We start from the raw sequence: 15,640 nt of genomic DNA, 5'->3' as shown, positions 1-15,640 counted from the left end.
AGAAGTCTATGGAAAGAGTGGAAATTGGAATGTTCGCCAGATCAAAGGCCGGACATGATAAAGGTAAATTATATATCATATTAAGAACAGAAGGCGAATATGTATATCTGACAGACGGACGGTTACGTCCCATGTCAAACCCGAAAAAAAAGAAGAAAAAGCATATTCAGCCCATGTACAGGACACCCGAAGGCCGGGACCTGACGAAAATAACCGATGTTGACGTAAAGCGGGCCATCAGGCTGCACGAAAAGGAGGAAGAAGATGTCAAAAGCAGATGTAATTGAAATCGAAGGAACAGTAGTGGAGAAGCTGCCGAACGCCATGTTTCAGGTAGAGCTGGAGAACGGACATCAGGTTCTCGCCCACATCAGCGGAAAGCTCCGCATGAACTTTATCCGGATTCTGCCGGGTGACAAAGTAACGATTGAGATGTCCCCGTATGATCTGTCCAAGGGACGTATCATCTGGAGAGATAAATAAGAGAGAATTCACAGAGCAGACTCTTTGTTTGTGAAAAAATATCACAGGCAGAGGGTCTGTTTGATTATTCAATGAAAAGAAAAACTTAACTGTAAATGCAGATTCACAAAAGGAGTGATAACAAATGGCAAGTCTGTGGGGCGGAAGATTTGAAAAAGATATGGATGATATTGTAAAGAAATACAATGCATCTATTTTTTTTGATCAGAGAATGTACAATGAGGACATCGAGGGCAGTATTGCCCATGTGACCATGCTGGGAAAGCAGGGCATCGTGTCCGAGGAGGAGAAGGAGCAGATTATCGCGGGCCTGAAGGCGATTCGTCAGGATATTGCGGAGGGCAAGATCGTATTCAACGTGGATGACGAGGATATCCATATGGGAATCGAGAGCCGGCTTATCGAGCGTATCGGAGATGTGGGTAAGAAGCTGCATACATCCAGAAGCCGCAATGACCAGTGCCAGGTGGACATCCGCCTGTACCTGCGAAAAGAGATTTATGAGATTCTGAGCAGCCTCTGCTATCTGGAGAGCGTGATCCTGGGGAAAGCGGAGAAGTACGCGGATCAGATTACCGTGGGCTTTACCCATCTGCAGCATGCGCAGCCGATTACCATTGGCTTCATGTTCATGGCTTATTTCCAGATGTTCAAGCGGGATATCGAGCGGCTGATGGATACGGTGAAGCGTCTGAATTACAATCCGCTGGGAGCCTGCGCCCTGGCCGGAACCACGATGCCCATTGACCGTCATCTGACCAGTGAGCTGCTTCATTTTAAAGCGCCCACTGAAAATGCCATGGATACCGTCAGCGACCGTGACTATAGCCTGGAGTTTTTAAGCGACGCGTCCATCTCCATGATGCATCTGTCCCGCTGGGCGGAGGAGTTCGCATGGTGGAATTCTTCGGAGTTCTCTTATATCGCCATCGACGACAGCTTCTGCACCGGAAGCAGCATTATGCCCCAGAAGAAGAATCCGGATATGGCCGAGTTGATCCGTGGCAAGGTAGGCCGTGTATACGGCGATCTGATGCAGCTTCTGACCGTCATGAAGGGAACTGCCCTGGCCTACAATAAGGATTTCCAGGAGGATAAGGAGAGCGTCTTTGACGCCATCGACACCTGGAAGGCTACTATCGACATCTTCGCGAAGATGCTGGACAAGACCGAGTTCCGTATGGATCAGATCGAGAAGCAGCTCAGTAAGGGCTTCCTGAACGCTACGGATATCGCGGAGCATTTCGCAAAGCAGGGCATCCCCTTCCGTGAGGCGCACTCCATCGTAGGTCATATGGTAAAGGCCTGCGAGAACAAGGGCTGCGATTTCGAGGATCTGACCGACGAGGATCTGCAGGCCATCGACAGTCGCGTGACCAAAGAGCTGCTGGGTGATATCAGCATCAAAACCTGCGTAGACGCCCGGGTATCCTTCGGCGGAACCGCTCCGTCCGAGGTACGCCGCCAGATCGAGGTGGGCCGCCAGTGGCTGAACAGCCTGGAGCGCTAAAAGCAGTGAAAACAGAAGAAAAAAATTGGCAGCATAAATAAAAAAATACTTGCATTCTGAATCCCCGTGTGTTATCATACTAGACGTATGATCTCCACGGGGATTCTGCGCCTGTTTTTAAGAAACGGGTTTTGGAAGATTCGTGAGATCGGGAACAAGAAACGCCTTGTTTTTCGGCATTTTTCCACATCAAAACCCAGTTGTGGAAGAGTAAAGAAGAACGAAAGATGTGAAAGGAGGATTTTTACGATGAAAGTAAGATCATCTGTAAAACCCATTTGCGAGAAGTGCAAAATCATCAAAAGAAAAGGTAGTATCAGAGTAATTTGCGAGAATCCGAAGCACAAGCAGCGCCAGGGTTAATTCCGCAGATTGTGATAAATCTCGTTTCATATATATTTGTGAGCAGGAGATTATTCACAATGATATTGCTTAAAACGGAGAAATGCGTACCGCAGAGTATCTGAAAGGTCGGATAAATATCCGGCTGGATGCGAACACCGCATCCCATTTAGGAAAGTGTCATCGGGCACCTATTAAAAAACGCCCGGAACCCAATTTTTTATTAAATGGAGGAATAATCAAATGGCTCGTATTTCTGGTGTAGACTTACCAAGAGAAAAGCGTGTAGAGATTGGCCTGACTTACGTATACGGCATCGGCCGCGTAAGCGCAACCAAGATTCTGGAAGCAGCAAAGGTAAATCCGGATACCCGTGTAAGAGACCTGACTGACGACGAAGTCAAGAGAATCAGCGAAGTAATCGACGCTGACTACATGGTAGAGGGAGATTTAAGACGTGAGATCGCGATGAACATCAAGCGTCTGCAGGAGATCGGATGCTACAGAGGTATCCGTCATCGTAAGGGACTGCCGGTTCGTGGTCAGAAGACTAAGACCAACGCAAGAACTCGCAAGGGTCCGAAGAGAACAGTAGCTAATAAGAAGAAATAAGCATTGAGCACTTAGCGAATGCAAGATATGAAGAAAGTAGGTTAGTTTAAAATGGCGAAAGTTACAAAGAAAGTGACAAAAAAGCGCGTAAAGAAAAACGTTGAACGCGGACAGGCACATATTCAGTCATCTTTTAACAATACAATCGTTACCCTGACAGATACCGAAGGAAACGCTCTGTCATGGGCAAGTGCCGGTGGTCTGGGATTTAGAGGTTCAAGGAAATCTACTCCGTATGCTGCACAGATGGCAGCTGAGACTGCAACCAAGGCAGCTTTAGTACATGGACTCAAGACTGTAGACGTTATGGTTAAGGGACCGGGTTCAGGCCGTGAGGCAGCAATCCGTGCACTTCAGGCATGCGGCCTGGAGGTAACCAGTATTCGTGACGTAACACCCGTTCCGCACAACGGATGCCGTCCGCCCAAGCGTAGAAGAGTCTAATTTAGGAGGTACGTAAGTTATGGCAGTCAATCGTGTTCCGGTTTTAAAAAGATGTCGTTCCCTTGGTCTGGAGCCGACAGTATTAGGAATTGATAAGAAGTCCACAAGAGAGTTAAAGAGAGCAAACAGAAAGATGTCCGAGTACGGACTTCAGCTTCGTGAGAAGCAGAAAGCAAAATTCATCTACGGCGTACTTGAGAAGCCGTTCCGCAACTACTACAAGAGAGCGGACAGAATGAAGGGTCAGACCGGTGAGAACCTGATGGTTATCCTGGAGAGCAGACTGGACAACGTAGTGTTCCGTCTTGGCCTTGCCAGAACCAGAAGAGAGGCTCGTCAGATCGTAGATCACAAGCATGTTCTGGTAAACGGCAAGCAGGTGAACATCCCGTCCTACCTTGTAAAGGCTGGCGATGTAATCGAAATCAAAGAGAAGTGCAAGGGCTCTCAGAGATACAAGGATATCGTAGAGGCAACTGCAGGAAGACTGGTTCCGGAGTGGCTTGAGGCTGACCTCGAGGCTCTGAAGGGAACTGTAAAAGAGCTTCCGAGCAGAGAAGTCATCGACGTTCCGGTTGATGAGATGCTTATCGTCGAGCTGTATTCTAAGTAATCCGAAGAGTATAACATCGGCAGCATAACACCCAAACAAAATGTGAAGGAGGAGCCTTTTAGTGTTCGAGTTTAATAAACCGAAAATTGAGATTGCAGAGATTTCAAATGATAAGAAGTATGGAAAATTTGTGGTTGAGCCGCTTGAGAGAGGCTATGGTACGACACTGGGCAATTCACTGAGAAGAATCATGCTTTCTTCGTTACCGGGTGCAGCAGTCAGCCAGGTGAAGATCGAAGGCGTTCTGCATGAGTTCAGTTCCATTCCTGGAGTAAAGGAAGATGTGACTGAGATCATCATGAACATCAAGAATCTGGCCATTCGGAATACAAGCGACAGCAACGAAGCGAAAACCGCCTACATCGAGTTTGATGGAGAGGGCGTAGTCACAGCAGCTGATATTCAGGCAGATCCCGATATCGAGATTCTGAACCCGGAGCTTGTCATCGCTCATCTGAACGGCGGCGCAGACAGCAAGCTGTACATGGAGCTGACGATTACGAAGGGCAGAGGCTATGTGAGTGCAGATAAGAATAAGAATCCGGATCTTCCCATCGGAGTGATTGCGATCGATTCTATCTACACACCCGTTGAGCGTGTCAATATGACAGTGCAGGATACCCGTGTTGGTCAGGTAACTGACTACGACAAGCTGACACTTGACGTATATACCAACGGAACCCTGGTTCCGGATGAGGCTGTCAGCCTTGCTGCAAAGGTATTAAGCGAGCATCTGAGCCTGTTTATCGACCTGTCCGAGAATGCCAAGACCGCAGAGGTTATGGTAGAAAAAGAGGACAATGAGAAGGAAAAAGTGCTTGAAATGAGCATCGACGAGCTGGAGCTTTCCGTTCGTTCCTTCAACTGCCTGAAGAGAGCAGGCATCAATACAGTAGAAGAGCTTTGCAACAGAACTCCAGAGGATATGATGAAGGTTCGGAACCTTGGTCGGAAGTCCCTGGAAGAAGTGCTTGCAAAACTGAAAGAGCTGGGTCTCCAGCTGAATCCAAGCGAAGAGTAATCTTCGCTTGGGTGATACTTCTCGAACTAGCTTCGAGAAGGTTCCATTATTTCTAGCGAGGAATAAAATTCTTCGCCAGGATGATATGTAAACACTATGGAAGAAAGCCCTCCCCAGTAAGACCGAAGAAGCATGGGGATGCGGCTCCACAGATGGAGGAAGATTGAAATGGCAAAGTATAGAAAACTGAGCAGAACATCCAGCCAGAGAAAGGCTCTCCTGAGAAATCAGGTAACCGCTCTTCTGGAGAACGGCAAGATTGTAACAACCGAGGCTAAGGCGAAGGAAGTTCGCAAGATTGCTGAGGGACTGATCGCACTGGCAGTAAAGGAGAAGGACAACTTCGATACCGTTACTGTTACCGCTAAGGTTCCGCGTAAAGACGCTGACGGAAAGCGCGTAAAAGAAGTGGTAGACGGCAAGAAAGTGACTGTATACGACGAAGTAGAGAAGACTATCAAGAAGGATCAGCCGTCCAGACTGCATGCCAGACGTCAGATGCTGAAGGTTCTCTACACTGTAACTGAGGTTCCGACCGCAGCTGCAGGAAAGAAGAAGAACACCAAGAAGGTTGATCTGACAGCGAAGCTGTTTGACGAGATCGCACCGAAGTACGCAAGCCGCAATGGTGGTTACACCAGAATCGTAAAGATCGGCCAGCGTAAGGGCGACGCAGCGATGGAAGTACTTCTGGAGCTGGTATAAGCCTTAACGGATTGTTCGATATGTGAACGCAGACGCCCCCGGGTTCGGAGAAATTCGATCCCGGGGGCGTTTTTTGCATTTTTCTTGCACTTTCTTTCCATGGATAGTAAAATAATATCAAGTATGCAATGCGCCTGCGCATAAGGCGCACTTTTCGTCATGCAGTCTGGATAAAAAGGATCCACAGAGGAGGACAAATTATGATATCACAGGAATGCTACGAGCTTGGCAGTAAAAGCTCTGTCATAAGAGAGATTTTTTCCTACGGCCTGAAGAGAAAGGCTGAGGTGGGCGAGGACAAGGTCTATGATTTCAGCCTGGGCAATCCCAGCATCCCGGCGCCGGAATCTGTAAAGAAAGCGATTCTGGAGCTACTGGAGCTGCCCCCCGAGAAGATTCATGCCTACTCTCCGGCGCCGGGCGACCCGAAGGTGCGTACGGCCATCGCAGAGTCCCTGAACCGCCGTTTTGGAGAGATCTTCCGCATGGACAATATCTTCATGACCTGCGGTGCGGCGGCGTCCTTAAATATCTGTCTGAAGGCCCTGCTGAACGCAGGCGAGGAGGCCATCACCTTTGCGCCGTTTTTCCCGGAATATCGTGTCTGGGTCGAGGGTGTGGGTGCTGCCCTGAACGTGATTCCGGCGAAGCTGCCGGATTTCCAGATTGACGCGGAAGCTTTCGAGCAGGCCATTACACCGAAAACCAAGGTGGTCATCGTGAATACCCCGAACAACCCCTCCGGAGTTGTCTATTCCGAAGAAACAATCCAGAAACTTTGCGCAATTCTGAAAAAGAAAGAGGAAGAGTACGGCGCACCCATTTATCTGATTACCGATGAGCCTTATCGGGAAATCGTGTACGATGATATCGAAGTACCTTATCTGACAAAATATTATAATGACACGCTGGTCTGTTATTCCTACAGTAAGTCCCTGTCCCTGCCGGGCGAGCGTATCGGATATATCGTCATTCCCGATCGCATTGCCGACTATGGGCATGTGGCTCCGGCCATTGCGGGCGCTGCCCGGGTGCTGGGCTTTGTGTGCGCCCCCTCCCTGTTCCAACAGGTGGTGGCCAAATGTGTGGACGATACTGGCGATATTTCCGCTTATAAGAAGAACCGGGATATCCTGGTGGAAGGTCTCAACCGCATCGGTTACACCTGTGTAAAGCCCCAGGGAGCCTTCTATCTGTTCATGAAAGCCCTGGAGGATGACGCATACGCTTTCTGCGAGCGCGCGAAGAAGTACGATCTGCTTCTGGTCCCCAGCGACGATTTCGGCTGTCCGGGCTACGTGCGGATCTCCTACTGCGTGGCGGAGAAGACTATCGTGGATTCCATGCCGGCCTTTGAGAAGCTGATGGAGGAATATAGAACGAATGCTGTTTAATTCGCTGCAATTTGCAATCTTTTTTCCAGTGGCGGCGCTGGTTTATTTCATCATTCCGAAAAAGACGCGCTGCCTCTGGCTTCTTCTTGCAAGCTACGTGTTTTATATGAGCGCCAGCCCGAAATACGTGGTATTTCTGCTATTCTCCACCCTGGTTACCTTTGCGGGCGCCCTGCTGGTGGAGCGGGCGGAACCGAAAAAGAAGAAACTCTATATGTGGCTGACCTTCCTGTGCAGCCTGGGCGTGCTGGGATTTTTGAAGTATTTTGATTTCCTGCTTGGCAATGTAAATACGGTGCTCGGAATGGCGGGAATCGGACCCGTGAATAAGCCCTTCAGCATCGGCCTGCCGGTGGGTATCTCCTTCTATACCTTCCAGTCCCTGGGCTACATGGTGGACGTCTGCCGGGGCGATACAAAGGCAGAGCGTAATATTTTGAACTACGCCCTGTTCGTGTCCTTCTTCCCGGTGATTCTGTCGGGCCCCATTGAGCGATCCGGCAACCTGCTCCGGCAGATTCGGGAGCTTCCGGAAAAAGCCCTCTGGAATTATGGGCGGGTGGCGGGCGGTCTGACGCTGCTCCTATTTGGCCTGTTTCAGAAAATGGTTATCGCGGACCGGATTGCCATTCTGGCCAATCAGGTCTTTGACAATTATCACATGTATGGCACCTTCGGCCTGATCGTGGGAGCCATCGCCTATACGATTCAGATTTACTGCGATTTCGCCAGCTATTCCATGATGGCCTTCGGCGTGGCGAAGGTGCTGGATTTTGGGATCATCGAGAACTTCCAGACGCCCTATTTCTCGCGATCCATGCGGGAGTTCTGGCGCAGATGGCACATTTCCTTAAGCAGTTGGTTCCGGGATTATCTCTATATTCCCCTGGGCGGCAGCCGCTGTGGGAAATGGCGCAGATATTTCAATCTGATGGTGACCTTCCTGGCCAGCGGTCTGTGGCACGGCGCCAGCTGGAGCTTCGTGGTCTGGGGCGGTCTGCACGGCCTCTATCAGATCATCGGCTACGAGCTGCGCGGCGTGAAGGACAGAATCAATGAACAACTGCATACAAAGACGGATTGTCTCAGCTACAAGCTGGGCCAGGTGCTGGTAACCTTCTGTCTGACGGCTTTCGCGTGGATCTTTTTCCGGGCGAACAGCCTCGGCGACGCCTTTGGCTATATCCGCCGGATGTTCACCAAGCCGGATCTCTGGTGCCTGTTTAACGGCGAGCTTTATAATCTGGGCCTTGACCGGGTGGAAATGAACGTGCTGTTCGGAAGCCTCCTGGTTCTGCTGCTGGCGGATCTGGTGCGCTATTTTAAAAAGCAGCAACTGGATGCCTTTCTGGCGGAGCAGAATCTCTGGTTCCGATGGGGCGTGCTGCTGGCGCTGATTGCGGCGGTGGCCATCTTTGGCATCTACGGGCCGGGATATGACGCCCAGCAGTTTATCTATTTCCAGTTTTAGGAGAATTACATGAAAAAGAAACTAATCGGTACGGTTGTATTTCTGGCGCTGGCGGCGGGGCTTCTGTGGAAGCTGAACGATGCGTTCCGTCTCAAGCAGGAGGACGGCATCGTTCCCATGGAGCTCTTTTACGAGCAGGAGCCGGGGACCATCGACGTGATGTTCTACGGAAGCAGCCATACCTATTCCGATATCAACCCGGCGGTGCTCTGGGATCAGGAGGGGATCTCCTCCTACGATCTGGCGGGCAGCCTGCAGCCCCTCTGGAACACCTATTATTACATGAAGGAGAGCCTGAAATATCAGACACCTAAGGTCATGGTGGTGGAGCTGGTGCGGGCCATCGAGAGCCGGGATTACATCGAAGAGGCCCGGACGGTGACCAACACCTTCGGTATGAAATTTTCAAAAGAGAAGATTGAAAACATTCAGGTCAGCACGCCGGACAATCTGATCCCCTATCTGCTGGGCTATCCGGTGTACCATTCCCGGTATACGGAGCTTTCCCGGGCGGATTTCTCGGCGTATCTGGGTGATCCCCACGGCAAGGCCTCCAAGGGCTATTATCCGCTGTATGTGACCAAATCCTATGATTCCATGGCGGATATGAGTGAGATCACCGAAAGCAGCGACCTGGCCCCCAAGTCCGAGGAATATCTGCGGAAAATCATTGCATTGGCAAAAGAGGAGGATATCCTTCTGGTATTCATGATTTCCCCCTATCAGGGCATCGTCGAGAGCGAGCAGATGATTTTCAACCGCTGCGGGGAAATCGCGGAGGAGGAGGGTATTCCGTTCCTGGATTTCAACCGGATGTACGATGAGCTGGGGCTTAACCCGGAGACGGATATGGCGGAGGCTTCCCATCTGAATTATCGGGGAACCGAGAAGCTGAGCCGCTATCTGGCAGGCTGGCTGGCGTCAAACTATGATCTGGCCGATCACCGGGGCGATGAGGCTTATGCCAGCTGGGACGAAAATGCGGCCGACTGGAAGCAGAAGGACTTAAACCAGGCGCTGAGCGAGGAGGAAAGCTGGGAGGGTCTGCTGCAAAAGCTGCGTGAAAACGGCGGAACCTATACTTATGTGATCGGCCTCACCGGAGCCTGGGACAATGGCGAACAGCCTGTGAGAGAGACGCTGGAAGAGCTCGGGGTGCCGGAGGAGATTCTGGACCGGGGCGGCATGTGGATCGGCGGAGTGGACGGCGGTCAGACGCTGCCGGGCGGAGCGGAAGGCTCCTGCGCGCTGGAATTTACAGCTTCGGATCTGGAAGTGAAGGTGAACGGTGGGAGCCAGTTCCTGATGTTCGATGGCGAGAGTGAGCTGAAGACCCTGAACGGCGTCAATGTGCTGATCTATGACCATTTCACGGAGAGTCTGGTGACGGCGGTGGGCTTTGACGCTGAGAACGGATATACCTGTGTGCATTAATGCCAAAACAATCTCGCAAAATATAGATTTTCAAGGATGCAACAGGCGAGATAGGTTATAGAAAAGCAGGGTAATTTACAAAATATTAAGAAAGATTCTATGTCATATTAAAAATATGCCGCTAGAATAAAAACAGTTGCTGTTCTGAGCTACTTTTTTCGACAGAAAATTTGGAAGGAAGAGCGGGAACAGCAATAGCAGAGGGAAGAAATGAGATACGAACATATGGAGCCTGCCCGTTTCGTTTCCCGGCCCAACCGCTTCGTGGCCTACGTGGAGCAGAACGGCCGGCAGGAAATCTGCCATGTGAAAAATACCGGGCGCTGTAAGGAACTATTACTTCCAGGCGCAGAGTTATATGTACAGCGATCCGATAATCCGGCCAGGAAGACGGCGCTCGACCTGATTTCCGTGAAAAAAGGAGAGCAGTGGGTGAATATGGATTCCCAGGCCCCCAACAAGGCGGTGGCGGAATGGCTGAAAGCAGGCGGACTTGGCGCCACAGATATCTATGTGAAGCCCGAGTGCAAGTATGAGAATTCCCGATTTGACTTTTATCTGGAATATGCGGGCCGTAAGGCCTTTATGGAGGTCAAGGGCGTGACCCTGGAGGAGGACGGCGTGGCCCGTTTTCCAGATGCGCCCACTGAGCGGGGCGTGAAGCATATGGAGGAACTGATGCGCTGTGTCGAGGACGGATATGATGCGTATGTCTGCTTCGTGATACAGATGAAGGGCGTCACGCGGCTGGAGCCCAATGACCGGACTCATCCGGCCTTTGGAGAAACGCTTCGGAGAGCAGCGGAGGCGGGCGTGAAGGTACTGGCTTATGATTGTCTGGTGAAGCCGGACGAGTTGAAGATAGACAGAGAAATTAAAGTTTGTCTTTAAGCAGAATAGAAATCTGAGGTTTATTTTTGAAAAAAGATTTGAAGGTAGATTATAATATAGAAAAAGAAGAGCAGAAAAAAATATCTGCCACGGCAGTGGGCGACAGCCAGTTAGGTGACATAGTAGCACCTCTTCTGGCCTGGTACGACGCCCACGCCCGGGTTCTTCCCTGGCGGGAGCACCCGGCTCCCTATCGGGTCTGGGTATCGGAAATCATGCTGCAGCAGACGAGAGTGGAGGCGGTAAAGCCCTATTTTGAGCGCTTTATGACGGCGCTTCCCACCATCCGCGATCTGGCGGAGGCTCCCGAGGATGTCATCCTGAAGCTGTGGGAAGGGTTAGGATATTATAACCGCGTCCGGAATATGCAGAAGGCGGCGCAGAAACTGGTGGCGGAATACGACGGTCAGATGCCCGCGGATTTTGACGCGATTCTGGAGCTGCCGGGCGTCGGAAGCTATACGGCGGGGGCCATCGCGTCCATTGCCTTCGGCCTGCCCTATCCGGCTGTGGACGGCAATGTGCTGCGGGTGCTTTCCCGGATTGAGAAAAGCTATGACGATATCCTGAAGCAGTCGGTGAAACGGCGCTTTGAGCAGGAAGTGAAGGCAGTAATCCCGGCGGACCGGGCCGGAGATTTCAGCCAGTCCCTGATTGAGCTGGGAGCCATCGTCTGCGTCCCCAACGGCGCGCCAAAATGCGGGGAATGTCCGCTGGCAGCGTTGTGTCAGGCCCACAGGGACGGCGTGGAGACAGAGCTTCCGAAGAAAACACCGCCCAAAAGCCGCAGAATCCAGGATAAGACGGTTCTGGTGCTGGTGTCGGACAATCAGGCGGCGCTTCGGAAACGGCCCGCAAAAGGGCTTCTGGCAGGCCTCTACGAGCTGCCCAACCTGGAGGGCCATCTGAAGCCGGATCAGGTGCTGGACTATGTGAAGTCCGAGGGACTGTCCCCCATCCGAATCCAGGAGCTCCCGGCGGCGAAGCATATCTTCAGTCACATCGAATGGCATATGGAAGGCTATGTGGTGAAGGTGGAGGAGCCGGAGATGCCAGCCGGGCAGACGACAGCGGCTGCACAGGCAGATCCCCAGGAGAAGTTATTTTTTGTAGAGAAGCAACAGATGGAAGAGAAATATTCGATTCCGGCGGCTTTTGCGGCCTATACGGAATATTTTAAGCATAGATACTAGAGGTTTTATGGAGGAAAGTTTAACTATGTACGATTGCATCATCATCGGTTCCGGAATCGCCGGCGCTGCCGCTGCCAGAGTCCTGGCGGAGGAGCAGGGCAGGAAGGTTCTGGTACTGGAAAAGAAACACCATATCGGCGGCAACTGCTACGACGGGAAGGACGAGTACGGTATCCTGGTACACTGGTACGGTCCGCATATCTTCCACACCGGCAATGAAGAAGTCTATGAGTGGCTGTCCCGTTTCACCGACTGGTACGCCTTCGGCCACGAGGTAGTAGCCCGGGTGGGCGACAAGCTTCTGCCCGTCCCCTTCAATCTGAACACCCTGAAAATGGTCTACGGCGAAGAAAAAGCCGCCGTTCTGGAGAAGAAGCTGGTGGACACCTTCGGCTTCGGTGCAAGAGTGCCGATTCTGAAGCTCCGGGAGCAGCAGGACGAGGATCTGCGGGCCATCGCGGACTACGTCTATGAAAATGTCTTCCTGCGCTACACCATGAAGCAGTGGGGCCAGACGCCGGAGGAGATCGACCCGGCGGTAACGGGCCGCGTCCCGGTGGTCATTTCCTATGATAACCGGTATTTCGGGGACAAGTACCAGGGCATGCCCTTAGACGGCTTCACGCCCATGTTTGAGAAAATGCTGGCTCACCCGAACATCGAAGTCCGCACCAATACCAACGCGAAGGACGTACTGGTCATTTCCGAGGAAGAAGGCAAGGTACTGCTAGACGGTCAGGAGTTCCATGGCACAGTCATTTACACCGGCCCGGTGGACGAGCTCTTCGACTGCCGTTTCGGACGGCTTCCCTATCGGACCCTGCGCTTTGACTTTGAACATTACGACCGGCCCGATTATCAGGGACACAGCGTAGTCAACTATACGGTCAGCGAGGATTACACCCGGATTACCGAGTTCAAGTATCTGACCGGACAGAAGGCCGACAGTACCACCATCGTAAAGGAGTATCCCTTCGCCTACACCGGCGCGGAGGGCGAGATTCCCTATTACGCGATTATGAATGAGGAAAACAACGCATTGTACCGGAAGTACGCGGATCTGGCGGCGAAGCTGCCCGATTTCCATCTTCTGGGCAGACTTGCGGAATACAAATACTACAATATAGACGCCATGGCGGCCCGGGCCATCGCCCTTGCCCGCTCCCTGGCATAAAAGGAGGAAGCATGAAACTTTTATCTGTAGCAATCCCCTGTTATAATTCAGAAGCTTATATGCGCAACTGTATCCATTCCCTGCTGGCAGGCGGCGAGGAAGTGGAGATTATCATTGTGGACGACGGATCTAAAGACGGTACCGCAGCCATCGCCGACGAGTACGCGGAGAAATATCCGACCATCGTTAAGGCGGTCCATCAGGAAAATGGCGGCCACGGCGAGGCAGTCAACGCAGGTCTCCGCAACGCCACCGGCCTTTATTTCAAGGTGGTGGACAGCGACGACTGGGTATCTATTTCCGCTTATAAGGAGATTTTAAAGACCCTGGAGAAGCTGGCAGGCGCAAAACCCATGGTAGATATGCTGATCAGCAATTTTGTCTATGAAAAAGAGGGCGTCAAGCGCAAGAAGGTCATGAGCTACCGTTCCGCTTTTCCGCAGGATCAGGTCTTTACCTGGGACGATGTGAAATTCCTGCACAAGGGCCAGTATATCCTGATGCACTCCGTCATTTACCGGACCAAGCTGCTGCGGGAATGTGGACTGGAGCTGCCAAAGCATACCTTCTATGTGGATAACATCTTTGTATACCACCCGCTTCCTCACGTGAAGTACCTGTATTACCTGAATGTGAATTTCTACCGCTATTTTATCGGCCGCAGCGATCAGTCCGTCAACGAGAGTGTCATGATTGGCCGCATCGACCAGCAGCTGAAGGTCAACCGTATCATGATTGACGATTATAAGCTGTCGGATCCCAGACAGGTACAGAACCGGAAGCTGCGCCATTATATGAAGAATTATCTGGAGATCATCATGGTCGTTTCCTCGATTATCGCTATCCGCTCCGGCACCGAGGAGAACCTGGAGAAGAAGTATGAGCTTTGGAAATACCTGAAAAAGAAGGATCCCAAGACCTACTACGAGCTGAAATGGGGCGTCCTGGGACGTACCATGAACCTGCCAGGCCGAACAGGCCGGAAGATTTCGGAAGTGGCTTATAAGATCGCGAATAAGTTCGTGGGCTTTAATTAGAAAAGAGAAAAGACCGCCGTCATCCCTCTTAGCGGGTGGCGGTGGTTTTGCGTTTCAAAACCTGCAGGGGAACGGAAAACTAGTGCGTTTTTTCATGATAGAAGGTGAATGTGAGTGAATTTTCATATATATTCATTGAAAAAAGGTGACTGTAGGAAAGTTTCATAAAATAATTGGAAAAACTTGTAATTCAACAAACAACATGCTATTATCTATTCATGCCGTCAGGCATACAAGTTTCATCCCTCGGCTTTTCGCCGGACATTTCCCTTTAGTAAAAAATGAAAGAAAGGAGATTTGTTACGCAAACAGACACACCAGTATGCAACGATGAGGCTGTGGTATGGGAGTCCGCACCACAGACGAAGGAGGAAGCCCTGATGAGATTGACGCAGTCGCCCAGACTGTACAGAACCTATCAGGGAATCAAAAATGAACGATGGAGAGCCAGAATCCTGGATTTCTTCGCAGGGAACCAGTCTCTGCCACTGACCTATGATCCGTTTTTCAAATTCATTTTCAATCCGGACAGACATGCGGACCGGCTGGAGAACTTCATTTCCTCTATTCTGGGAATCCATGTAAAAATCAAAAGGATTCTCCCGGTGGAGGATAGCTTGATAGACGGGGAAACCTATCTGATCATGGATTTGCTGGTGGAGCTGGAAGATGGTTCACTGGCGAATATTGAGATCCAGAAAAACGGCTATGCCTTTACGGAAGAGCGCCTGTCCTGCTATGCCGCGGATTTGTTAATGCGGCAGTATACGCGGATTCGCGGAGAGCGCGGCGCTGATTTTACATACCACGACATAAAAAAGGTTTATGTCATTGTTCTCTACGAGAAGTCTACAGCCGAATTTCACCGTCACGGAGATACCTGTTTTCATCATGGAAAAATAAGTTACGGCAGCGGCCTGAAGCTGGAAATGCTGGACGAATATTTTCTGATTGCCCTTGACGTGTTTAAGAAAATCCCGTATGCTGAGGATAACAAAAGTGATTTGCATGCATGGTTATCCCTGCTGACTACGGAGAATTTGACCGACGCTGAGCGGAATATGAGGCATTACCCGTGGTTGGAACCCATTTATCAGGAAATCGCCCTGCTGCGTCGTAGCCCGGAGGAGGTCATCGGTATGTGGTCAGAAGCATTGCGGATATTAGATGAGAATTCCCTGAAATACTATGTGGAAGAACTGAAAGAAGAGCTGGATAAAGAAAAGATGCGTATTCAGGAAAAGGATGCGGAAATTGCAGCTTTAAAAGCCGAGCTGGAAGCACACAAAGCTCAGCAGACAGACCAGAAAAGCTAA

At 51.0% G+C, this 15,640-nt stretch carries 17 protein-coding genes; all 17 read left to right on the top strand.

The genetic code is table 11. The features are described from left to right. Positions 1-8: 8 nt before the first annotated feature. The 17 genes from OCV63_RS09390 (at position 9) to OCV63_RS09315 (ending at position 15,640) form a co-directional block, all read left to right on the top strand. Entirely contained in the window at positions 9-287 is a 279-nt protein-coding gene (locus tag OCV63_RS09390) for a KOW domain-containing RNA-binding protein (protein ID WP_158363571.1), read from the top strand. Then, entirely contained in the window at positions 265-483 is a 219-nt protein-coding gene (infA, locus tag OCV63_RS09385) for a translation initiation factor IF-1 (RefSeq protein WP_158363570.1), read from the top strand. Before OCV63_RS09390 ends, infA begins: the two co-directional genes overlap by 23 nt. 124 nt (positions 484-607) lie before the next feature. Further along, a complete protein-coding gene (gene argH, locus OCV63_RS09380; protein WP_158363569.1) occupies positions 608-1,993 on the top strand; it encodes an argininosuccinate lyase in 1,386 nt (461 codons plus the stop codon). Positions 1,994-2,242: 249 nt separating this feature from the next. Then, the gene (rpmJ, locus tag OCV63_RS09375; protein WP_003497809.1) at positions 2,243-2,356 is read left to right on the top strand and encodes a 50S ribosomal protein L36; all 114 of its coding nucleotides are present in this window, start codon (positions 2,243-2,245) and stop codon (positions 2,354-2,356) included. 222 nt (positions 2,357-2,578) lie between these two features. Continuing rightward, the gene (rpsM, locus tag OCV63_RS09370; RefSeq protein WP_158363568.1) at positions 2,579-2,947 is read left to right on the top strand and encodes a 30S ribosomal protein S13; all 369 of its coding nucleotides are present in this window, start codon (positions 2,579-2,581) and stop codon (positions 2,945-2,947) included. 51 nt (positions 2,948-2,998) lie between these two features. After that, the gene (gene rpsK / locus OCV63_RS09365; RefSeq protein ID WP_087308020.1) at positions 2,999-3,391 is read left to right on the top strand and encodes a 30S ribosomal protein S11; all 393 of its coding nucleotides are present in this window, start codon (positions 2,999-3,001) and stop codon (positions 3,389-3,391) included. A 19-nt stretch (positions 3,392-3,410) separates the two neighbouring features. Then, the gene (gene rpsD / locus OCV63_RS09360) at positions 3,411-4,004 is read left to right on the top strand and encodes a 30S ribosomal protein S4 (RefSeq protein WP_158363567.1); all 594 of its coding nucleotides are present in this window, start codon (positions 3,411-3,413) and stop codon (positions 4,002-4,004) included. Positions 4,005-4,065: 61 nt separating this feature from the next. Beyond that, a complete protein-coding gene (locus OCV63_RS09355; protein ID WP_158363566.1) occupies positions 4,066-5,025 on the top strand; it encodes a DNA-directed RNA polymerase subunit alpha in 960 nt (319 codons plus the stop codon). Positions 5,026-5,193: 168 nt separating this feature from the next. Then, positions 5,194-5,730, top strand: a complete 537-nt coding sequence (locus tag OCV63_RS09350; protein ID WP_158363565.1) for a bL17 family ribosomal protein — start codon at positions 5,194-5,196, stop codon at positions 5,728-5,730. A gap of 200 nt (positions 5,731-5,930) precedes the next feature. Beyond that, the gene (locus tag OCV63_RS09345) at positions 5,931-7,124 is read left to right on the top strand and encodes a pyridoxal phosphate-dependent aminotransferase (protein ID WP_158363564.1); all 1,194 of its coding nucleotides are present in this window, start codon (positions 5,931-5,933) and stop codon (positions 7,122-7,124) included. Further along, positions 7,114-8,595, top strand: a complete 1,482-nt coding sequence (locus tag OCV63_RS09340; protein ID WP_158363563.1) for an MBOAT family O-acyltransferase — start codon at positions 7,114-7,116, stop codon at positions 8,593-8,595. The genes OCV63_RS09345 and OCV63_RS09340 overlap by 11 nt, the downstream gene beginning before the upstream one ends. A 9-nt stretch (positions 8,596-8,604) precedes the next feature. Beyond that, a complete protein-coding gene (locus OCV63_RS09335) occupies positions 8,605-10,029 on the top strand; it encodes an SGNH/GDSL hydrolase family protein (RefSeq protein ID WP_158363562.1) in 1,425 nt (474 codons plus the stop codon). A 210-nt stretch (positions 10,030-10,239) separates the two neighbouring features. Continuing rightward, a complete protein-coding gene (gene sfsA / locus OCV63_RS17450) occupies positions 10,240-10,920 on the top strand; it encodes a DNA/RNA nuclease SfsA (protein ID WP_158363561.1) in 681 nt (226 codons plus the stop codon). A 26-nt stretch (positions 10,921-10,946) separates the two neighbouring features. Continuing rightward, a complete protein-coding gene (gene mutY / locus OCV63_RS17445) occupies positions 10,947-12,113 on the top strand; it encodes an A/G-specific adenine glycosylase (protein WP_317245859.1) in 1,167 nt (388 codons plus the stop codon). 25 nt (positions 12,114-12,138) lie between these two features. Next, on the top strand, positions 12,139-13,287 hold the full coding sequence (gene glf, locus OCV63_RS09325) for a UDP-galactopyranose mutase (RefSeq protein WP_158363560.1): 1,149 nt from the start codon (positions 12,139-12,141) through the stop codon (positions 13,285-13,287). Positions 13,288-13,298: 11 nt separating this feature from the next. After that, entirely contained in the window at positions 13,299-14,324 is a 1,026-nt protein-coding gene (locus OCV63_RS09320; protein WP_158363559.1) for a glycosyltransferase family 2 protein, read from the top strand. 380 nt (positions 14,325-14,704) lie between these two features. Next, positions 14,705-15,640: an Rpn family recombination-promoting nuclease/putative transposase gene (locus OCV63_RS09315; RefSeq protein WP_262670767.1), complete on the top strand. Its 936-nt coding sequence runs from the start codon at positions 14,705-14,707 to the stop codon at positions 15,638-15,640.

This window comes from Laedolimicola ammoniilytica (genome assembly GCF_025567165.1).
Lineage (GTDB): Bacteria > Bacillota > Clostridia > Lachnospirales > Lachnospiraceae > Laedolimicola > Laedolimicola ammoniilytica.
This window is presented reverse-complemented; position numbering and strand designations above follow the sequence as displayed.